This window comes from Pseudomonas mendocina (assembly GCF_003008615.1).
In the GTDB taxonomy this organism is placed as follows: domain Bacteria; phylum Pseudomonadota; class Gammaproteobacteria; order Pseudomonadales; family Pseudomonadaceae; genus Aquipseudomonas; species Aquipseudomonas mendocina_C.
The window spans coordinates 675,097-693,634 of the sequence record NZ_CP027657.1 but is presented as its reverse complement, the minus strand read 5'-3'; the positions used below and the strand labels follow the sequence as shown (position 1 = coordinate 693,634).

At 61.4% G+C, this 18,538-nt stretch carries 23 protein-coding genes; 11 read left to right on the top strand and 12 right to left on the bottom strand.

What is annotated here, in order from left to right:
* Positions 1-211: 211 nt before the first annotated feature.
* Entirely contained in the window at positions 212-778 is a 567-nt protein-coding gene (locus tag C7A17_RS03305) for an antibiotic biosynthesis monooxygenase (protein ID WP_106736671.1), read from the bottom strand.
* A gap of 277 nt (positions 779-1,055) precedes the next feature.
* On the opposite strand from C7A17_RS03305, the gene C7A17_RS03300 reads away from it, so the two are divergent.
* Positions 1,056-2,009, top strand: a complete 954-nt coding sequence (locus C7A17_RS03300; protein ID WP_106742712.1) for a MerR family transcriptional regulator — start codon at positions 1,056-1,058, stop codon at positions 2,007-2,009.
* A gap of 9 nt (positions 2,010-2,018) precedes the next feature.
* Here C7A17_RS03300 and C7A17_RS03295 read toward each other — a convergent pair whose 3' ends face one another.
* The gene (locus C7A17_RS03295; RefSeq protein ID WP_106736670.1) at positions 2,019-2,627 is read right to left on the bottom strand and encodes a PilZ domain-containing protein; all 609 of its coding nucleotides are present in this window, start codon (positions 2,625-2,627) and stop codon (positions 2,019-2,021) included.
* 66 nt (positions 2,628-2,693) lie between these two features.
* Positions 2,694-3,140 (bottom strand): PAS domain-containing protein, encoded by a 447-nt coding sequence (locus C7A17_RS03290; protein ID WP_106736669.1) that lies wholly within the window; start codon positions 3,138-3,140, stop codon positions 2,694-2,696.
* A 103-nt stretch (positions 3,141-3,243) separates the two neighbouring features.
* Between C7A17_RS03290 and C7A17_RS03285 the strand changes: the two genes are divergently transcribed.
* From C7A17_RS03285 to C7A17_RS03250, 8 genes are all read left to right on the top strand, one after another.
* Complete coding sequence (locus C7A17_RS03285) at positions 3,244-3,693, top strand: flavodoxin (protein ID WP_106736668.1); 450 nt, start codon at positions 3,244-3,246, stop codon at positions 3,691-3,693.
* 207 nt (positions 3,694-3,900) lie between these two features.
* On the top strand, positions 3,901-4,677 hold the full coding sequence (locus tag C7A17_RS03280; RefSeq protein WP_394337062.1) for a class II aldolase/adducin family protein: 777 nt from the start codon (positions 3,901-3,903) through the stop codon (positions 4,675-4,677).
* Positions 4,674-5,570 (top strand): alpha/beta fold hydrolase, encoded by an 897-nt coding sequence (locus C7A17_RS03275; protein ID WP_106736666.1) that lies wholly within the window; start codon positions 4,674-4,676, stop codon positions 5,568-5,570. The genes C7A17_RS03280 and C7A17_RS03275 overlap by 4 nt, the downstream gene beginning before the upstream one ends.
* A complete protein-coding gene (locus C7A17_RS03270) occupies positions 5,563-6,093 on the top strand; it encodes a DUF1569 domain-containing protein (RefSeq protein WP_106736665.1) in 531 nt (176 codons plus the stop codon). The genes C7A17_RS03275 and C7A17_RS03270 overlap by 8 nt, the downstream gene beginning before the upstream one ends.
* A 259-nt stretch (positions 6,094-6,352) precedes the next feature.
* Positions 6,353-6,535, top strand: a complete 183-nt coding sequence (locus tag C7A17_RS27035; RefSeq protein WP_234035877.1) for a hypothetical protein — start codon at positions 6,353-6,355, stop codon at positions 6,533-6,535.
* A gap of 115 nt (positions 6,536-6,650) precedes the next feature.
* Positions 6,651-7,562, top strand: a complete 912-nt coding sequence (locus C7A17_RS03260) for an SDR family oxidoreductase (protein ID WP_106736663.1) — start codon at positions 6,651-6,653, stop codon at positions 7,560-7,562.
* Positions 7,563-7,653: 91 nt separating this feature from the next.
* Complete coding sequence (locus C7A17_RS03255) at positions 7,654-8,421, top strand: crotonase/enoyl-CoA hydratase family protein (protein ID WP_106736662.1); 768 nt, start codon at positions 7,654-7,656, stop codon at positions 8,419-8,421.
* A gap of 77 nt (positions 8,422-8,498) precedes the next feature.
* Positions 8,499-9,107: a DUF2846 domain-containing protein gene (locus C7A17_RS03250; protein ID WP_106736661.1), complete on the top strand. Its 609-nt coding sequence runs from the start codon at positions 8,499-8,501 to the stop codon at positions 9,105-9,107.
* A gap of 12 nt (positions 9,108-9,119) precedes the next feature.
* Here the strand turns inward: C7A17_RS03250 and C7A17_RS03245 are convergent, their stop codons facing one another.
* The 6 genes from C7A17_RS03245 to C7A17_RS03220 form a co-directional block, all read right to left on the bottom strand.
* Entirely contained in the window at positions 9,120-9,980 is an 861-nt protein-coding gene (locus C7A17_RS03245; RefSeq protein WP_106736660.1) for a DUF6279 family lipoprotein, read from the bottom strand.
* Positions 9,981-10,135: 155 nt separating this feature from the next.
* Positions 10,136-10,837 carry an ABC transporter ATP-binding protein gene (locus C7A17_RS03240; protein WP_106736659.1) on the bottom strand — a complete coding sequence of 234 codons (702 nt, stop codon included), beginning with the start codon at positions 10,835-10,837 and terminating at the stop codon, positions 10,136-10,138.
* A complete protein-coding gene (gene livG / locus C7A17_RS03235; RefSeq protein WP_106736658.1) occupies positions 10,838-11,605 on the bottom strand; it encodes a high-affinity branched-chain amino acid ABC transporter ATP-binding protein LivG in 768 nt (255 codons plus the stop codon).
* Complete coding sequence (locus C7A17_RS03230; protein WP_394337061.1) at positions 11,602-12,870, bottom strand: high-affinity branched-chain amino acid ABC transporter permease LivM; 1,269 nt, start codon at positions 12,868-12,870, stop codon at positions 11,602-11,604. The genes livG and C7A17_RS03230 overlap by 4 nt, the downstream gene beginning before the upstream one ends.
* On the bottom strand, positions 12,867-13,790 hold the full coding sequence (livH, locus tag C7A17_RS03225) for a high-affinity branched-chain amino acid ABC transporter permease LivH (RefSeq protein WP_106736657.1): 924 nt from the start codon (positions 13,788-13,790) through the stop codon (positions 12,867-12,869). The genes C7A17_RS03230 and livH overlap by 4 nt, the downstream gene beginning before the upstream one ends.
* Before the next feature lie 115 nt (positions 13,791-13,905).
* A complete protein-coding gene (locus C7A17_RS03220; protein WP_106736656.1) occupies positions 13,906-15,027 on the bottom strand; it encodes a branched-chain amino acid ABC transporter substrate-binding protein in 1,122 nt (373 codons plus the stop codon).
* Positions 15,028-15,325: 298 nt separating this feature from the next.
* Here C7A17_RS03220 and C7A17_RS03215 point away from each other — a divergent pair, with 298 nt between their 5' ends.
* On the top strand, positions 15,326-15,643 hold the full coding sequence (locus tag C7A17_RS03215; protein ID WP_106736655.1) for a DUF2288 domain-containing protein: 318 nt from the start codon (positions 15,326-15,328) through the stop codon (positions 15,641-15,643).
* 89 nt (positions 15,644-15,732) lie between these two features.
* The gene (locus tag C7A17_RS03210) at positions 15,733-16,101 is read left to right on the top strand and encodes a DUF5064 family protein (RefSeq protein ID WP_106736654.1); all 369 of its coding nucleotides are present in this window, start codon (positions 15,733-15,735) and stop codon (positions 16,099-16,101) included.
* Positions 16,102-16,212: 111 nt separating this feature from the next.
* Here C7A17_RS03210 and C7A17_RS03205 read toward each other — a convergent pair whose 3' ends face one another.
* The 3 genes from C7A17_RS03205 to pyrC all read right to left on the bottom strand — a co-directional run bounded on the left by C7A17_RS03205 (position 16,213) and on the right by pyrC (position 18,330).
* Positions 16,213-16,431, bottom strand: a complete 219-nt coding sequence (locus C7A17_RS03205) for a bacterioferritin-associated ferredoxin (RefSeq protein ID WP_106736653.1) — start codon at positions 16,429-16,431, stop codon at positions 16,213-16,215.
* Positions 16,432-16,612: 181 nt separating this feature from the next.
* Positions 16,613-17,287 (bottom strand): ribonuclease T, encoded by a 675-nt coding sequence (gene rnt, locus C7A17_RS03200; protein WP_106736652.1) that lies wholly within the window; start codon positions 17,285-17,287, stop codon positions 16,613-16,615.
* Positions 17,284-18,330, bottom strand: a complete 1,047-nt coding sequence (gene pyrC, locus C7A17_RS03195) for a dihydroorotase (protein ID WP_106736651.1) — start codon at positions 18,328-18,330, stop codon at positions 17,284-17,286. Before pyrC ends, rnt begins: the two co-directional genes overlap by 4 nt.
* Positions 18,331-18,538 lie beyond the last annotated feature (208 nt).

Sequence of the window (18,538 nt, the reverse complement as noted above, 5' to 3'; positions counted from 1 at the left end):
CTACGACTTGTACAACCATGCGAAGCGTGAGGATTTGCTCGAAGGAGCCTCGCATGGCGCTATTTTCCTGTCTTTAAACGACTTTTGCTGCGAATCGGGGAAATGCCTGTTTGTACTTTATCTATACGATTTTTATATTTTGTACAGGTTTTGGCGGTTTGTAGAAACGAATCGGCCAGCACGAGGCTGGCCGATGACGAGGCGAGAACTTTCAGGATTTGCCAATGCTGGCCGCGCGTTTGCTCAGCCGAGGTGCGCTGGAGCCTTGTAGCCATGGCTCCAGCAGGCGTGTGGACAGCGGGATGAACAGATAGGTCATCAGCGGTGTAAGTGCCAGGGTGGAAAGCAGAACGCGCGTGACCAGCGACAGGTCGCTCAGCCAGGGGCCGAACAGCAGGTTGAAGGCCAGCGAAACCGGGAAGAAGGCCAGCCAGATGGCCACGCTCTGTTTCCAGCGCGGCGTTTGCCGGTGGGCGCTGCCGAACCAGGCATCGAGGCCTACGGCGCGCTTCTCCTGCGGTTGGGCGAACAGGCCAGTGCCGCGTGCGAGCCAGGCCTGGCGAGAAGCCGAGTGCTCCCAGGCTGCCATGGTCTGTTCGTCGCTGAAGCGGAATACGATCTGGAATTCGTCATCGCCGGCGGGGGGCGCCAGGACGCCGGAACCGAGATAACCAGGGAAATCGGTGGCCAGGTGTTCACCCTCACGCAGCCATGCGATGAAGTCGTGATAGCGGCCGTTGGCAACGCGACGCGCCACCATGAGCGTAACGGGGGACATTGTGTATCTCCTCGAATGTGGCCCGGGGCAGGGGTGGTGCCGTGGGCGGTACTGAGCGCGGGGTAATGCGCTCAGTAAATATGCAGCAAGGATTATTCCCATTTTCTGCGAAAGCGCCAGCGCCATGTGATGGCCTGCCCGCGAGCTGTCATGCGGCTGGTGAGGATCGAAGCAGATGCACCCTGATCGTGCACCGTGCTTGCAGGCGGTGCGAAGTTGGCAGCTTGAACGCCTGCTGTACAATGCGGCGATTCCCGTCTGCTGTGATGCTCATGCCATGTCCGAATTTGCCGGTGCCAGATCACCCATTTCCAGTGCGCTGAAGCAGGAAGAACTGTTTCCGATCCGTGAAGTATCGCGGCTGACGGGCGTCAACCCTGTCACCTTGCGAGCCTGGGAACGGCGTTACGGCTTGATCCAGCCGACCCGCACCGACAGCGGTCACCGTCTTTACTCGCAAGCCGATATCGATGCCGTGCGCAGCATCCTGGCGTGGATCGAGCGTGGCGTCGCAGTCAGCAAGGTCGGCTCGATCCTGGCCAAGAGCGTCGCCAGCCGTAGTGTCGCGACACCGGCTTACGACGAAGTCAGCAGCGATGACTGGAGCCAGTGGCAGGAGCAGTTGCGTCGTGCCTTGGAGAACTTCGACGAGCCGCGCCTTGAACGGTTGTACGGCCAGATTTTCTCCTGCTATCCACTGGCAGTGGTGTTTCAGGACATCCTGATGCCGCTGTGGCAGGAGCTATTGTTGCGTCAGGATGACGTTGGTCAGCGTGGTGAATGGCTTCTGCTCGACGGCTTTCTCAGAGGACGCTGCTGGCAGCGTTTGCAGTTGGGCCGTGATGAGTCGCGTGATCGCATCCTGCTCGCATCGCTGCCGGGGCAGTGCCGTGAGCTGGAGTTGCTGGTAGCAGCCTTGCTGCTGAGCAACCAGGACTCCGATGTGACGCTGATGGGGCCGGGCGTCCCTTTGAAGGATCTGGCGCTGATCTGCGAGCGGATGCAGCCGCAGGCGCTGGTGCTGTTCAGCAATCAACCGCCAGGCGAGGATTTTCCACGCCAGCTTTCACGCCTGGCACTGGCATTGGAATGCCCGTTGTTGCTGGCCGGCGACAGCTCCGATCTTGCCGAAGAAAGCCTGGCGGGTTCACCCATTGCCTGCCTGGGCAATGAAGGGCGACTGATGCAGCGGCGTTTGCAGCAGTTTCTCGCCGGTCACCTCGACACCTGAGCGGGGCTTTCAACCAATCGTTGCGGGGCGATGCTGAAGGTCGCTGTGTTGCTCGAAAAGGTACTGGCGTAGCGTCTGCTCATCTTCCGCATGCAGGGTCGTCAGGCTATAGGCATAGCGCGCCTGGCTGAGGCGACGCACCAGGCGTGCACGCAACTGCACGCGGCGCTGTTGCGGCAGCATCAGTTGCAGCAACTGATCCTTGGCCGGGCTGCCTGGCTTGCCGTAATGCACAAGCATGCCGCTGTGCGATAGTTCCATGGCTTGTAAGCCGCTGGGACGATCGTCGCTGTCGAGCAAGGTCAGTGGTGCCGGCAGCTCCAGCCGCCAGGGTCGCTCATTGACCCCGTGTTCGAAGATCAACGGTGCGCCCAATTCCAGGCGCGAATGACTCTGTTCATCCTGAATCAGATGCAGCGGAAAGCTCAGGTGCTGGTCGTCGCGGTGAGTGTCCAGGCTCAGTTGCTCTTGATTGCCCAGACGGCTGAGTAGTTCGCTCAGCTGTTCCCCAATGGCCAACTGTGGCGCCGTACTGGGACGGCGCCTGCGCGAGGAGGTGGAAAGGATCTTCTGGATGTAGTCCAGTTCGTCCTGAGTCAGCAGCGGATCGCTTTGCATGATAGGTACTGCATAGGGTTGCAAACCATTCAGACCCCGCCGCGCGACGATAGTTTTGTACGTTCGTCAGCTTTTCAAACGTGCCAGCTCGGCGGTCAGCGCCGCGACCTCGGCTTCCAGCTCCCGTATACGCTGCTGAGCTTCCACCTGCTCGGTGACGTCCTTCTGTATACCGATGTAATAGGTCAATTGGTCGCCTTCGTTGAATACCGGAGTGATCGACAGTTCATTCCAGAAGGCGCTGCCGTCCTTGCGGTAGTTGCGGATGATCTGGCGGCAGGGTTTCTGCTCGCGCACCGCGTCACGAATGGCCTGCAGGCCAACCTGAGCACGGTCGGTTCCCTGCAGGAAGCGGCAGTCCTGGTAGAGGATGTCGTCGCAGGGATAACCGGTCAGGTGTTCGAACGCTGCATTGGCGTAGATCAGGATGTTGTCTTCACCCTCCTGCTCGGCCACCACGATTCCGTCGTTGGAGGCATCGATTACCAGTTGCAGCAGCTTGGCATTGATCATGAGGACAATTCCGCGAGAGATATGCGCTGCATTCTAAAACATCGGGTCGGGCTGTCCACTTGCGGCATAATGCGCGGCGTTTTTCCCTGTTTCCGGAGTTGTCATGAAAATCGCCATCCTCTCGGGTTCGGTCTACGGCACCGCAGAAGAAGTCGCCCGCCACGCCGAACGTCAACTCAAGGCTGCTGGCCTGGAGGCCTGGCACAAATCGAACATGAGCCTGGACGAACTGCTGGCCTTCGCGCCCGATGCCTTTCTCACCGTGACCTCGACCACGGGCATGGGTGAGCTACCCGACAATCTGCTGCCGCTGTACAGCGAGATTCGCGACCGTTTGCCAGCCTGGAGTGGTTTGCCGGGCGCGGTGCTGGCGCTGGGGGATTCCAGTTACGACACCTTCTGTGGTGGCGGCGAGCTGATCCGCGAACTCTATGCCGAGTTGGGGCTGCGCGAGGTGGTCGAAATGCTGCGTCTGGACTCCAGTGAAACCGTCACGCCTGAAACCGATGCCGAGCCCTGGCTGCAGGAACTTGCTGTGGCCTTGCAGGGCTGAGCGATCAAGGACGGGCAGGGTACTTCATGCGCACCTGCCTGCGCCGTCCTGACGATAAGAGCGGCGAATATCGGCTTATCGCGCCACGCGTCATCGGTTTCGTGACTCGCAAGGTCATCAAGATGGCTGCCAGAGCGACTATCGCCCGTCAGCGGCCGGGCTAGACTGCGGACACCACCGACCAACAAGAATATCGAGGTGACCGCCGTGAACGCTCCGCTGAAGCTCCCTGCCGTGAAGAACCAAGTGTCTGAAGCCGAATGGCGCGCCCGTGTCGACCTGGCTGCCTGCTATCGGCTGATCGCCCTGTACGGCTGGGACGATCTGATCTTCACCCATATTTCCGCCAAGGTGCCGGGCACCGAAGATTTCCTCATCAACCCCTATGGGCTGATGTTCCACGAAATCACCGCATCCAGCCTGGTGAAGGTCGACCTGGCGGGCACCAAGCTGATGGACAGCCCGTTCGACATCAACCCGGCCGGTTACACCATCCACAGTGCTGTGCATGAGGTGCGTCACGATGTTGGCTGCGTGCTGCATATCCACACCACGGCAGGTATCGCCGTTTCGGCGCAGAAGCAGGGGTTGCTGCCGCTCTCGCAGCAGTCGCTGTTCGTGCTCGCCAGCCTGGCCTATCACGGCTACGAGGGTGTGGCGCTGAACCATGACGAGAAGGCGCGCCTGCAGGCTGACCTGGGTGAGAAGAACTTCATGATTCTGCCCAATCATGGCCTGCTCACGGCTTTCGGCAGCATCGCCGATGCCTTCCTCGGCATGTTCATCCTGCAGCGTGCCTGCGAGATTCAGGTGATGGCGCAGAGTGGCGGTTCGGAACTGATCCATATCCCTCAGCAGATTCTCGATGGCGCTCAAGCGATGATCGCCGGGGTGATGAAGAGCCCGCAGGGCATGGGCGGTTCACTGCCCTGGCCGGCGCTGTTGCGCAAACTCGATCAGCAGATGCCGGGCTACGACCAGTGAGCAAGTTGCCAGGCATTGCCCTGGATGACTGGCATGCTCGGGGTCTTGCAATGGACTTTCGCGGACACGCTATCCGCTACTGGGTAGCCGGTGCTGAAGACGCTGAACCGTTGTTGCTGATCCACGGTTTCCCTACCGCGAGCTGGGATTGGCACTACCTGTGGGCACCACTGGCCGAGCGCTACCGAGTGATCGCCTGCGACATGCTTGGCTTCGGTTATTCCGCCAAGCCTCGCGGCCATGATTACAGCCTGCTGGAGCAGGCGGATCTGCAACAGGCGTTGCTGGCGCACATCGGCGAGCAGCGGCCCTTGCATGTGCTGGCGCACGACTATGGCGACAGTGTGGCGCAGGAAATGATTGCCCGGCACCAGGAGGGGCGAGTGAAGCTGGCCAGTTGCGTGTTTCTCAACGGCGGCCTGTTTCCCGAGACTCACCATCCGGTGCGTGTACAGAAATTGTTGCTGGGACCGCTTGGGCCCCTGATCGGTCGTCTGTTCTCGCGGCACAAGCTGGCGCAGAGTTTCGCCCGTATCTTTGGCCCGCGCTCGCAGGCCAGCGATGCTGAACTGGACGCTCTCTGGCAACTGGTGAAATACAACAATGGCCCTGCAGTGATGCACCGGCTGATCCGTTACATGCCCGAGCGGCGCCAACAGCGTGAGCGCTGGGTGACGGCGATGCAGGCGACGACGGTGCCGATGCGGGTGATCGATGGCGCGTTTGATCCGATCTCCGGTGCGCATATGGTGGCGCGCTATCGCGAGTTGATAGCCAATGCCGACACGATCCTGCTGGACGATATTGGCCATTACCCACAGCTCGAGGCGCCGCAGCAAGTGCTGGAGCACTATCTGCAGTTTGTTCATGGAACAAGGAGTAATGATGCGTAGGCGTACTCTGTTGAAAGGCGCCGCTGTCGGCGGTGTGGCGGCTCTGGGCGTCGGTTTCTGGGCGTTACCGACCAGCCCGCGGCCGGCGGCCGTCAGCCTGGAGGGGGCGCGTCAGGTGCTCGATGAATTGCACGGACGAGCCCTGCTCAGCAGCCGTGGCTGGAGCCCGAAAGAAGTGTTCAATCATTGCGCACAGAGCATCGAGTACTCCATGGACGGTTATCCCGAGCTGAAGCCTGCCTGGTTTCGGCACAGCGTTGGGCCGGCCGCCTTTGCCGTGTTCAGTGCTCGTGGGGCCATGCGTCATCCGCTCGACGAGGTCATTCCAGGTGCCGCGCCGCTGGCCGAACCGGCTAGCCAGGAACTGGCGTTGCAGCGCCTGCAAGCGGCCTTCGAACGCTTCGCCAGTTACGAGGGCGAACTACAACCTCACTTCGCCTACGGTGCGCTCGATCATGCCGAATATGCCGAGGCGCACGTGATGCACCTGTACAACCATCTGAGCCTGATTCGTCCCGCCTGACCAACCACTTTCACGGCTTCCAGTCTTCACGGCGTCCAATGCTGCTGCCGGTCTCACCCGCCAGCTGGCAAGTGGCCGCCGATCATTTTTGTCGAACCAATCTCGACCCTGGTGACTCACTAAAACTGTAACTCACCAACAATCGAGGTACGTCATGAACAAGACATTATCCGCGCTACTGCTGGGTGGCATGCTGAGCGCCGTAGCACTGCCTACATTCGCAGCTAATGACCCAGATACCGATGGTAGTGGGCCTACCATGCCTGCACCAACCGACCCGCAGGCGCCGACTACCCCGGGTGGCGAAGATAGCGATGGCTACGGTCTTCCTCCTGCTGGCGGTGGTCCGGGTACCGATGGCAATCCGGGCGGCAGCAATGGTGACGGTGGCACTGGTGGCGATGGCAATGGGGCCGGCTCTGGCTCCGGTTCGGGCAACTGACGGCCTATAACGTCGCATTATCAGTCGTCATTCAGGCAGGTCGCGCGCTCTTGTGGAGCACGCGACGCTGCCGGACACTCGGGGGCATTGCCAATCTGCCCCGAGGAGCCAGTCGATGAGTGATGCCATCCGTTTCGAAGATCAAGTGGTGATAGTCACCGGTGCTGGTGGTGGCCTCGGTCGCGCCCATGCACTGCTGTTCGCTCGTCATGGCGCGAAGGTAGTGGTCAACGACCTGGGCGGCAGTACTCACGGTGAGGGCGCTAACGCCTCGGCCGCGGACAAGGTGGTGGAAGAGATCAAGGCTTTTGGCGGCAGTGCCGTGGCCAACCACGATTCGGTGACCGATGGCGACAAGATCGTGCAGACCGCGCTGGATCACTTCGGGCGCATCGATGTGCTGGTGAACAACGCCGGCATCCTGCGTGACAAGAGCTTCCATAAGATGGAGGACGCCGACTGGGATCTGGTCTACAAGGTGCACGTCGAAGGTGCCTACAAGACCACCCACGCCGCCTGGCCTCATCTGCGCGAACAGAATTACGGTCGGGTGATCTTCACTTCTTCTACCTCCGGCATCTACGGCAATTTCGGCCAGAGCAACTATGGCATGGCCAAGCTTGGCCTCTATGGTCTGACCCGTACGCTGGCCATCGAAGGCCGCAAGAACAACATTCTGGTCAATGCCATCGCACCTACCGGTGCCACGCGCATGACCGAAGGATTGATCCCGCCACAGGTATTCGAGCAGCTCAAGCCCGAGTTGATCAGCCCGTTGGTGGTTTATCTCGGCAGCGACGCCTGCCAGGACACCGGTGGCTTGTTCGAGGTCGGTGGTGGTTGGGTCGGCAAGGTTCGCTGGGAGCGTAGCCTGGGGGCTGGCTTCGATCCCAAGGCCGGTTTCGCGCCGGAAGATGTCGCCGCGCAGTGGCAGCGCATCTGTGATTTCGATGGCGCGGCGCATCCGGCCGATAACGTCGAGGCACTCAAGGAAATGATGGCGAATCTGCAGAAGTACGCCCTCTGATCGGCCAACGGGGCTGACGCCGCCTTGGCGACGCAATAGGGTAGAAGGCCGGCAGCGATGCCGGCCTTTTCTTTTTGGTGGAGGCAACGAGATGTCCGTGATCATCGAGCAGCATGGCCCGGTCACCACCCTGATCATCGATCGACCCCAGGTGCGCAATGCAGTGGATCGCCCCACGGCGCATGCTCTGGCCGATGCCCTGCGCGCCTTCGAGGCGGACGAGCAGGCGCGTGTCGCAGTGTTGAGTGGCGCGGCTGGCACCTTCTGCGCGGGGGCTGACCTTGCTGCCGTCGCCGAAGGTGGTGCGCGTGCCAATCGGCTGGAGGTCGAGGGTGACGGGCCGATGGGGCCGAGTCGCATGCTCCTGGGCAAGCCGTTGATCGCCGCCATCGAGGGCCACGCGGTGGCCGGTGGCCTTGAATTGGCGTTGCTCGCGGATCTGCGAGTGATGGCCAGCGATGCGATCCTTGGGGTGTTCTGCCGGCGCTTCGGTGTGCCCCTGATCGACGGTGGCACAGTGCGTTTGCCTCGCCTCATTGGCCAAGGGCGGGCGCTGGATCTGATTCTCACTGGGCGCCCGGTCGAGGCCGATGAAGCCTTGCAGATGGGACTGGTCAACCGTGTCTGCGAGCCAGGGCAGGCATTGTTGCTGGCACAGGCGCTGGCAGCGCAGATCGCGGCCTTTCCGCAGCGCTGCATGCTCGCCGACCGCGCCAGTGTTCACGGGCAATGGTCGCTGCCCTTGGACGCGGCGCTGCGCGCCGAATTCGAGGGTGGGATGGCAGTGGTGGGCAGTGGCGAGACGCAGGCGGGCGCGCGTCGTTTTCGTGACGGCGCGGGGCGACACGGCCGATTCTGAAAGACCCGCACTTTCGTCGGGTGCCGTTCGCCACGGCGCCGACTAAGCTCGGCTGACGATCTGCTAAGGACGACCCGATGCGCCGTTTGCTGCTGCCGTTCTCCATCTGCCTTCTGGTTGGCTGCTCCACTCCGGGCGCCTTTTTCGGTGACGTGGAGGGCGAACCCTTCGTTGCGCACACGCTGAGTGACGAGAATCACGCGCTGGTTTACCTCTATCGGCCACGCAACGACTGGGCGGATCAGGAGCTCGAAGCGCCAGGCTTGTTTCTCGACAATCGCCTGATTGGCAGCCTGCCCAGCAATGGCTATCTGGTGCTGGAGTTCGATGCGGCCAACTACAAGCTGGAGATGCGTCGCCCACTGGCTGGAAGTTTCTGGACGTTGCTGGCCGACGGGCCATTGGATTTCACCCTGATCTCCAGCTTCACCCTCGATGCAGCAGTAGGCGCTACCTACTACCTGCGTTATGACGAGGACGGCCCGCCACCGCAGAACTCAGCGTCCGAGACCAATGCCGATGGGCCGTTGCAACTGGTTTCGGCCGAGCTGGCCGAGCAGGAACTGGGAGCCACGCGTAGCGTGCAGCCGATGACTCGCATTGCTGCCAGCCAGGTCGAGGTGGAGCGAGCACAGCGCGGATTCTGGCGCTCCATCGGTGAGTCGCTGGACAAGATCGGGATCTGACGGCGAAGCGGCTCAGCGCCCGGCCAGGCCATCGGGTGCCTGGCATTGCTGGGCTGCCAATTCGCTGTGCAAACCATCGAGGCGCTTGCGCGCGCGCTCCAACTGGCTGTCTTCGGCCTGCTCGATGAGGTCGACGATCAGCTCGGCCATGGCTTGCCGGTTTGCCTCGTAGCGGGCCAGGTAGTCGCCCGTGTAAAAGCGTTCGCGCTCTTGCAACAGGGCGGTCATGCGCGCTTCGAAGTCATCACCGCGGCGGACTTCCAGCGCTTCACGCAGCGCTTGCTGCCAGGCCAGGCGGTTGGCCAGCCATATCTCATTCTGTGCACCCAGACTTTGCGCCCAGTTCTCCACCTCGCGGGTCTGTTGCGTATTCAGTTTGCCAAACCAGGGTTGCAGGCGCTCCGACATGCGCTCGGCACGCCTGGCAATCTGCTGCTCCAATGAGGGGGAGAGGAATTCTTCGCGCAATTTTTCGTTCTGCTTCTCCAGCTCCTCGAACAGTTGTTCCACCTGGCGTGGGCTGAGGCCGCGCAACAGTTCGGTGGTGCTGGGCGTGATTTCCACGGCGATGCGTTGCATGGCTTCGTCGAAGGCCGCCAGTTGTTTGGCCAGGCCTGCACTGTCGCGATTGCTCAGCGCCTGCTGGCTGGTTTCCAGCCACTCCAGGTAGCGCGGGAGCTCCACGCTGCAGTGCCAGGAGAGGTGCTCTTGCAGTCGGGGTTTGAGCCAGGCGCTCTGCTCGCTGCTGAGCGTGACGTAGTCACCCAGCTTCCAGGGGATCAACCAGTCGAGGTTGCGGTAGGCCAGGCCGACTCGACTGCACGCGCCGAGCAGCAGGGTGAGAGCCAGTAGCAGGAGCAGGGATTTACGCATGACCGCTGTTTCACAAGGGCAGAAGCGTTGAGCCTAATACTGGCCGGGGTAGACGCAATAGGCTGGAAATATCCGCTTAACAGTTCGTGTAACGCGCACGCCCACAAAAAAGAACCGCCCCGAAGGGCGGTTACGATACAGCTTGTAGAGCGCGTTCAGCCTCCGAGGTAGGCGTCGCGCACCTTCGGATCGTTCAGCAGCGCTTCGCCGCTACCCTGCATCACGATATGGCCGTTCTCCAGCACGTAGCCGCGGTCGGCCAGCTTCAGCGCCTGGTTGGCGTTCTGCTCGACCAGGAACACGGTCACGCCGTCTTCACGCAGTTGCTCGATGATGTCGAAGATCTGCTGGATGATGATCGGCGCCAGACCGAGCGAAGGCTCGTCGAGCAGCAGCAGTTTCGGCTTGCTCATCAGCGCACGGCCGATCGCCAGCATCTGCTGTTCGCCGCCGGACATGGTGCCTGCCCGCTGAGCGAAGCGCTCCTTCAGGCGTGGGAACAGGTGCAGCACCTTGTCGATCTGCTCCTGATTGTCAGCCTTGCTGCCGAAGAAGCCGCCCATGGCCAGATTCTCCTCGACGGTCAGGCGGGCGAACACGCGGCGGCCTTCCGGCACGATGGCGATGCTCTTGCGCATGATCTCCGGGGTGTCCATGCCGACCAGCTCTTCGCCCATGTAGCGGATGCTGCCGCTGGTGGCGCGCGGGTTACCGCAAAGCGTCATCAGCAGGGTCGACTTGCCGGCGCCGTTGGCACCGATCAGGGTGACGATTTCGCCTTTCTGCACTTCGATGCTGATGTCGTGCAGCGCCTGGATCTTGCCGTAGAAGGTGGATACGTTGTTGAAACTGAGCATTTACGCTTCCCCCAGGTAGGCTTTGATCACGTCCGGGTTGTTGCGGATCTGCTCCGGCGTACCATCGGCCAGAGGCGTGCCCTGGTTGATCACGTAGATGTGGTCGGAAATGCTCATTACCAGCTTCATGTCGTGCTCGATCAGCAGCACGGTGACGCCGTGCTGGTCGCGCAGCATGGCGATCAGCGCCTTGAGGTCTTCGGTTTCGCGTGGGTTCAGGCCCGCGGCCGGTTCGTCGAGCATGAGGATGCTTGGGCGAGTCATCATGCAACGGGCGATTTCCAGGCGGCGTTGCTGACCATAGGCGAGGGTGCCTGCGGTGCGGTTGGCGAACTCCACCAGATTGACCTGCTCCAGCCAGTGCGCGGCGAAGTCCATCGCCTCACGCTCGCTGCGGCGGAAGGCCGGCGTCTTGAACAGGCCAGCCAGGTAGCCGGTGTTCAGGTGACGATGCTGGGCCACCAGCAGGTTTTCCACTGCGGTCATGTCCTTGAACAGACGCACGTTCTGGAAGGTACGTACCACGCCTTTGCGCGCGATCTTGTGGCCTGGAAGGCCCTCGATGGCTTCGCCGTTGAGGCGGATGCTGCCGGAGGTCGGCTGATAGAAGCCGGTCAGGCAGTTGAACACGGTGGTCTTGCCGGCGCCGTTCGGGCCGATCATCGAGACCACCTGTTTTTCGCTTACTTTCAGGGCCACCTCGTTGACGGCCAGCAGGCCGCCGAAACGCATGGTCAGGCCGCTTACTTCAAGAATCGGGCGGCTCATCGCTTCAGCTCCAGGTGGGGACGTTGCATCGGCAGCAGACCTTGCGGGCGCCAGATCATCATGAAGATCATGACCAGGCCGAAGATCAGCATGCGGTACTCGCTCAGCTCACGCATCTCCTGCAGCATGACCATGACCACCGCTGCGAGAATCACGCCCAACTGCGAGCCCATGCCGCCCAACACCACGATGGCGAGGATCATCGCCGATTCGATGAAGGTGAAGGACTCCGGCGTCACCAGGCCCTGACGGGCAGCGAAGAAGCTGCCAGCGAAACCGGCCAGGCTGGCGCCGATGGTGAAGGCCGAGAGCTTGATCACGGTCGGGTTCAGACCCAGCGCGCGGCAGGCGATCTCATCTTCACGCAGGGCTTCCCAGGCGCGGCCGATCGGCATGCGCAGCAGGCGGTTGACCAAAAACAGGGTCAGCAGCACCAGCAGCAGGGCGATCAGGTAGAGGAAGATCACCTTGTACATCGAGCTGTAGGCGATATCGAAGAAGCCGTGGAAGGTCGGCATGTCGGCCGGCACGCGGCGTTCGAAGGACAGACCGAACAGGGTCGGCTTGTTCTCGTTGGCGATGCTCAGGCCGTTCGGGCCGCCGGTGTACTCGGTCATGTTGCGCAGCATGATGCGGATGATCTCGCCGAACCCGAGGGTCACGATGGCCAGATAGTCACCGCGCAAGCGCAGCACCGGGAAGCCCAGCAGGAAGCCGAACAGCGCCGCCATCATCCCTGCCAGTGGCAGGCAGATCCAGAAGCCGAAGCCGAAGTAGTGGGCAAGGATCGCGTAGCTGTAAGCGCCGACGGCGTAGAAGCCGACGTAGCCCAGGTCGAGCAGGCCGGCCAGACCAACGACGATGTTCAGGCCGAGGCCGAGCATCACGTAGATCAGGATCAGCGTGGCGATGTCCACCGAACCACGGCTGGCGAAGAACGGCCAGACCAGGGCGAAGGCGATCAGCGCCAGAATCACCCAGCGTTGGGTAGAGGGCAGGGTCAGGAAGTTGCTTGCGCTACCGGGCAGGCGTGGCAGCGATACCTTGGCCCAGGCTGGAGTGAGGCGATCACGCAGCAGTTGCCAGATGAAGATCAGCGTTGCCGCCGCGCCGATGCACCATAGCTCGAGCGCGGTCGCGCCCTCTACGCGCAGGCTGATGCCGACGGTGGTCAGTTTCAGGCCCAGTACCGGGTAGGAAATGATCAGCACCAGCAGGGCGCTGAAAATCGCCGATTTGAGGTTTTTCGTAATAGCGCTGCTCATACCTTTTCCACCTCTGGGCGACCGAGAATGCCAGTGGGGCGGAACAGCAGAACCAGTACCAGCAGAGTGAAGGCGACGACATCCTTGTATTGATCACCGAAGATGTCGGCGCCGAAGGCTTCGGCTACACCGAGCAGCAGGCCGCCGAGCACGGCGCCCGGAATGCTGCCGATACCACCGAGCACTGCGGCAGTGAACGCCTTGATGCCGGCGAGGAAGCCCAGATGCGGGTTGATCACGCCATACTGCATGCTCAGCAGCACCGACGCGATGGCGGCCAGCGAGGCGCCAATGACGAAGGTCAGAGCGATGATGTTATTGGTGTTGATCCCCAGCAGGTTGGCCATCTTCAGGTCTTCGGCGCAGGCACGGCAGGCACGGCCAAGGCGCGAGCGCGAGATGAACAGGGTCAGGCCGATCATGGCGACGAAGGTGACGATGAAAATCAGCACCTGCATATAGGAAATCACCACGCCGTTGCTGACACTTTCACCGAACAGGAAATTGCCGGGTAGCAGGCTGGGGATGGATTTGTCCTTGGAGTCCTGGGAGAGCAATACGGCGTTCTGCAGGAAGATCGACATACCGATCGCGGAGATCAGTGGGATGAGTCGATTGCCGCCGCGCAAGGGGCGGTAAGCGACCCGTTCGATGCTGTAGCCGTAGGCGCTGGTGACGATCATGGTGGCGGCGAAGGCCGCGATCATCACGAACGGCACGGCTTCGAGGCCGAACATGGCGAGACCGGCGATCACAGTGAAGGCCACGTACGAGCCAATCATGTAGACCTCGCCATGGGCGAAGTTGATCATGCCGATGATGCCGTAGACCATGGTGTAGCCGATGGCGATCAGGGCATAGGTGCTGCCAATGGTCAGGCCATTGATCAGTTGTTGTAGGTAGTGATAAAGCTCAGGCATTGCCTAACTCCTGGGCCTGCGTGAAGCGGCGCTTGTGGCGCAGCGCAAGGCCGGAATTCTTCTAATAAGCAAAGCCCACTGCGTGTGCAGTGGGCTTTGGGTTCAGGCGGGAAGCTTACTTGGCTTCGGACTTGGAACCGTCCTGGTGCCACTCGTAGACCACGAAGTTGAAGTTCTTCAGGTCGCCTTTCTCGTCGAAAGCGAGGTCGCCGGTCGGCGTTTTGAAGGTGTTGGCGCGCAGGGCTTCGGCCACCTTGGCGGTGTCGGTGTCGCCAGCTTTCTCGATGCCCTCGGCGATAACTTGAACGGCCGCGTAGGCCGGGAACACGAACGGACCGCTCGGGTCTTCGTTCTTGGCCTTGAAGGCATCAACCAGTGCCTTGTTCGCCGGATCCTGATCGAAGGACTTCGGCAGGGTGACCAGCAGGCCTTCGGAAGCAGGGCCAGCGATAGCCGAAATTTCCTTGTTACCCACGCCTTCCGGGCCCATGAACTTGACGTTCAGGCCACGCTCTTTGGTCTGGCGCAGTAGCAGGCCCAGTTCCGGGTGGTAGCCGCCGTAGTAGACGAAGTCGACACCCGCCTGGTTCAGCTTGGCGATCAGAGCCGAGAAGTCCTTGTCACCGGCATTGATGCCTTCGAACATGGAGACTTTCACGCCTTTGCTTTCCAGGGTCTGCTTGACCGCGGTGGCGATGCCCTCGCCGTATTGCTGTTTGTCGTGGATGACAGCGACGTTTTTCGGCTTGACGTGGTCAGCGATGAAGTTGCCGGCGGTCGGGCCTTGCAGGCTGTCCAGGCCGATGGTGCGGAATACCAGTTCGTAGCCGCGAGCGGTGATGTCCGGGCTGGTGGAAGCCGCAGTGATCATCAGGATGCCTTCGTCTTCGTAGATGTCCGAAGCCGGTTGAGTGGAGCTGGAGCACAGGTGACCGACCACGAACTTTACGCCATCGTTGACGATCTTGTTGGCTACCGCCACGGCTTGCTTCGGATCGCAGGCGTCATCGTAGACCACGCCTTCGAGTTGGGCGCCGTTGACGCCGCCGGCCTTGTTGATCTGCTCGATTGCCATTTTGGCGCCGATGAATTGCATCTCGCCGTACTGGGCGACGGCACCGGTCACCGGACCGGCCAGGCCGATCTTGATGTTGTCGGCCGCCATCGAATAGCTGGCCGCCCCCGCCAGTGCCATTGCAGCGAACAGCTTGGAAATCTGCTTAGTAGCCTTATTCATGAGTGCTCCACTCGTCGTTGTGTCTTCATTGTTGTAGTTCTTGCTGCCTAAGCTGCAGAACCGGGTTCAACACCCCGGTCACGCCTCAGGCAACTGTACCGGAACAGTGTAGAGCGCGGATTTGCGCCTTGAAAAGCCGGCATTGGGAGGCTGAACGCGGGGTTGTCGCTAAATTGCAAGGAATGTATAGAAATACGGCGTGCCCCGTTGCGGCTACAGAGCGTCCCGCGGCTTGTCAGGGGAAGAGCCGGCGCTATCATGCGCGCCTGCACTTACCGCCATCGATACGGGGCACACCATGACGGATGAATCTAGCACCCTCTATGCCAAGCTGCTTGGCGAAACCGCACCTATTCGCTGGCAGGAGCTGCAACCCTTCTTTGCTCGTGGTGCGCTGCTTTGGGTGGCAGGGCATGCGGATCTGATCGCCGTGGCGCAGGCCCTGGCGAGCGATGACCAGGCCAGGGTCGCGCAATGGATGAACCAGGGGGTATTGAGCAAGTTCGAAGATACCCGCGCCGAAGACCTTTTAGCCCGTGATCCGCAACTCTGGGCGGTGGTGGTGGCCCCTTGGGTGCTGGTACAGGAAAGGGCAGGGGATTCGACGCTGCACTGAGGTGGTGCGCGGCAGGGGCGTGAATCACGGTCTAGACTGTCTGGGCGCTCCTGCCGGGAGCTCATGCATCACGTCAAAGGAGTTGAATCATGTTCGAACCTGGACACCTGCATCGCAGCAACCTACCCGGAGAGAATGGCCAACCCGGATACAGCATCGACTTTTACTATGAGGTTCGTCAGGATCCGCAGGAGGGCGCCATGTTACATGGGCGCCTGGTCGGCGAGATCGATGGCCAGCACTTCGAGGAGGTATTCGAGATGCACCGCGATACCGCCTTCAATTTCGCCAGTGTGATTTCTCGTTTGGTGGCCAAGCATGGCCTGCATCCCAATGCCAGCCCGATCATGCGGGCGCATCAGGAATACGACGCCATTTTCGAGGATATTCGCGCCAAGCTGCACGCCAAGCCCGGTGAGGCGGTCAATCTGGAGCATCTGAAGAGCGATGGTCTCTAGCCTGGCAGGTCTTCTTGGCAGGCGAAGGCCTCTGGGAGATCAGCTGAACGGCGGGCATAAAAAACCGGATCATGGGATCCGGTTTTTTTATGTCGAGGTCTAGGTCTCGATTCAGGCGGCGACGAACCCGGCAGGGTAGGCCAGTGCTGCTTGGCTACTCTGAACTTCGGCGATGGTTTCACGTACCACTTGTTTGGCCAGGCAGGCGCATTTGCCACATTGGCTGGCGATGCCGAGCGTACCACGGACTTCGCGGTAGCTGCAGCAGCCCTCGTAGACCGCGTCGCGGATCTGAGTATCGGTAACACCTTCACAGAGGCAGACGTACATAAGCAAGGCTCGTCTTGGTTGTTCTGTTCGATGCGAAGGATACTAATGTTAATGAGAATGCTTGTCAAAGATCTGTTGGGAACACTCGCATTGGCTGACGAACGGTTCCTGAGCGGATTGCCGTAGCCATGAAAAAACCGGCGCAAGGCCGGTTTTTCATGCTTCGGGTCAGGCGTAAGGCCTACTGGTCGAACTCGTCCCAGCCACCCATTTCTTTCCAGCGATTGACGATGCCGCAGAACAGTTCGGCAGTTTTCTCGGTGTCGTAGCGGGCCGAGTGCGCTTCCTTGCCGTCGAACTCGATGCCGGCGGTCTGGCAGGCCTTGGCCAGCACGGTCTGGCCGTAAGCGAGGCCCGCTAGGGTCGCGGTGTCGAAGCTGGAGAAGGGGTGGAACGGATTGCGCTTGATGCCGCAGCGCGCCACCGCCGCATTGAGGAAGCCCAGGTCGAAGCTGCTGTTATGGCCGACCAGGATGGCGCGCTTGCAACCCGCCGATTTGATCGACTTGCGCAGGCCCTTGAAGATTTCGCCCAGGGCATGCTCTTCGCTTACCGCCATGCGCAGCGGGTGATCGAGCTTGATGCCGGTGAATTCCAGCGCGGCTTGTTCGATGTTGGCGCCTTCGAACGGTTCGATGCGGAAGAAGTGGGTGTGATCCGGATAGAGGAAGCCGCCTTCATCCATGGCGATGGTGGTCGCGGCGATTTCCAGCAGCGCATCGGTGGCGCTGTTGAAGCCGCCGGTCTCCACATCCACCACGACTGGCAGGTAGCCACGGAAGCGCGCGGCCATTGGTGTGCGTGGGCCGGACGGCAGGCTGGCTTCCAGTTCGTCTTCGTAGTTGTCTTCGCTCACGCCTGGCCCTCCAGCAGCTTCCAGCGTAGGGTTTCACCGGCGCGCAGCGGCACCACACTGTTCTCGCCCAGGGGCAGGGTGGCCGGTACGACCCACTCTTCGCGCACCAGGGTGATGCTGTCGGTGTTGCGTGGCAGGCCGTAGAAGTCCGGGCCGTGGTGGCTGGCGAAGGCTTCCAGCTTGTCCAGCGCATTGCGCTGTTCGAAGGCTTCGGCATACAGCTCGATGGCGGCATAAGCGGTGTAGCAGCCGGCGCAGCCGCAGGCGGCTTCCTTGGCATGCTGGGCGTGCGGTGCCGAGTCGGTGCCGAGGAAGAAGCGGCTGTCACCGCTTGCGGCTGCGTCGAGCAGGGCTTCCTGGTGCACGTTGCGCTTGAGGATCGGCAGGCAATAGAAGTGCGGACGAATACCGCCGACCAGCATGTGGTTGCGGTTGTACAGCAGGTGATGGGCGGTGATGGTGGCGCCGAGGTTGTTCGGGCGGCTCTGCACGAACTGCACGGCATCGCGGGTGGTGATGTGTTCGAAGACCACCTTCAGCGTCGGGAAGCGCTCGACCACGCGCACCAGATGCTCGTCGATGAAGGTCTTTTCGCGGTCGAACACGTCGATTTCAGTGCGCGTGACTTCGCCGTGAATCAGCAGCAGCATGCCCACTTCGGCCATGGCCTCGAGGGCTGGGAAGATCTTGTCGATGCTGGTGACGCCGGAGTCCGAGTTGGTGGTGGCGCCAGCCGGGTAGAGCTTGGCCGCATGCACGAAACCACTGGCCTTGGCGTTACGCACGTCTTCGGCGGTGGTCTTGTCGGTGAGGTAGAGCACCATCAGTGGCTCGAAGCGACTGCCGGCCGGGCGGGCGGCGAGAATGCGCTGGCGATAGGCGTCAGCCTCTTCGGCGTTACGTACCGGCGGTACCAGGTTGGGCATGATGATCGCGCGAGCGAAGGTGCGGGCGGCATCGCCGACGGTGTGCGGCAGCACCGCGCCGTCGCGCAGGTGAATGTGCCAATCGTCGGGGCGCAGTAGGGTCAGTCGGTCGGACATGGGGAGTTCCAGGCGGGCAAATCAGGCTGCGAATGCTACCGGAAACCGGCGGAAAATGCGCTGCAGGCTGCGAGATTCGAGCACCCAGGCCGGCGTGCGCCAGCGCGGCGATTCGCTTCTGCCTCGTCTGACTGCGGGGTGGTGTCGCGAAGACCATCCTGCGAACTACAGGGCCGCGCAGGTGTGGTGGCACGGTCGAGTAACACCA

Bases quoted from the DNA above. Each gene is read 5' to 3' on its own strand.
- C7A17_RS03260 (WP_106736663.1), top strand. From the start codon at position 6,651: ATGAGTGATGCCATCCGTTTCGAAGATCAAGTGGTGATAGTCACCGGT.
- C7A17_RS27035 (WP_234035877.1), top strand. From the start codon at position 6,353: ATGCCTGCACCAACCGACCCGCAGGCGCCGACTACCCCGGGTGGCGAA.
- livH (WP_106736657.1), bottom strand. From the start codon at position 13,790: ATGCCTGAGCTTTATCACTACCTACAACAACTGATCAATGGCCTGACC.
- C7A17_RS03205 (WP_106736653.1), bottom strand. From the start codon at position 16,431: ATGTACGTCTGCCTCTGTGAAGGTGTTACCGATACTCAGATCCGCGAC.
- C7A17_RS03240 (WP_106736659.1), bottom strand. From the start codon at position 10,837: ATGCTCAGTTTCAACAACGTATCCACCTTCTACGGCAAGATCCAGGCG.
- C7A17_RS03270 (WP_106736665.1), top strand. From the start codon at position 5,563: ATGCGTAGGCGTACTCTGTTGAAAGGCGCCGCTGTCGGCGGTGTGGCG.
- C7A17_RS03300 (WP_106742712.1), top strand. From the start codon at position 1,056: ATGTCCGAATTTGCCGGTGCCAGATCACCCATTTCCAGTGCGCTGAAG.
- C7A17_RS03290 (WP_106736669.1), bottom strand. From the start codon at position 3,140: ATGATCAATGCCAAGCTGCTGCAACTGGTAATCGATGCCTCCAACGAC.
- C7A17_RS03295 (WP_106736670.1), bottom strand. From the start codon at position 2,627: ATGCAAAGCGATCCGCTGCTGACTCAGGACGAACTGGACTACATCCAG.
- C7A17_RS03210 (WP_106736654.1), top strand. From the start codon at position 15,733: ATGTTCGAACCTGGACACCTGCATCGCAGCAACCTACCCGGAGAGAAT.
- C7A17_RS03230 (WP_394337061.1), bottom strand. From the start codon at position 12,870: ATGAGCAGCGCTATTACGAAAAACCTCAAATCGGCGATTTTCAGCGCC.
- C7A17_RS03220 (WP_106736656.1), bottom strand. From the start codon at position 15,027: ATGAATAAGGCTACTAAGCAGATTTCCAAGCTGTTCGCTGCAATGGCA.
- livG (WP_106736658.1), bottom strand. From the start codon at position 11,605: ATGAGCCGCCCGATTCTTGAAGTAAGCGGCCTGACCATGCGTTTCGGC.
- C7A17_RS03250 (WP_106736661.1), top strand. From the start codon at position 8,499: ATGCGCCGTTTGCTGCTGCCGTTCTCCATCTGCCTTCTGGTTGGCTGC.
- C7A17_RS03245 (WP_106736660.1), bottom strand. From the start codon at position 9,980: ATGCGTAAATCCCTGCTCCTGCTACTGGCTCTCACCCTGCTGCTCGGC.
- C7A17_RS03285 (WP_106736668.1), top strand. From the start codon at position 3,244: ATGAAAATCGCCATCCTCTCGGGTTCGGTCTACGGCACCGCAGAAGAA.
- pyrC (WP_106736651.1), bottom strand. From the start codon at position 18,330: ATGTCCGACCGACTGACCCTACTGCGCCCCGACGATTGGCACATTCAC.
- C7A17_RS03305 (WP_106736671.1), bottom strand. From the start codon at position 778: ATGTCCCCCGTTACGCTCATGGTGGCGCGTCGCGTTGCCAACGGCCGC.
- C7A17_RS03255 (WP_106736662.1), top strand. From the start codon at position 7,654: ATGTCCGTGATCATCGAGCAGCATGGCCCGGTCACCACCCTGATCATC.
- C7A17_RS03215 (WP_106736655.1), top strand. From the start codon at position 15,326: ATGACGGATGAATCTAGCACCCTCTATGCCAAGCTGCTTGGCGAAACC.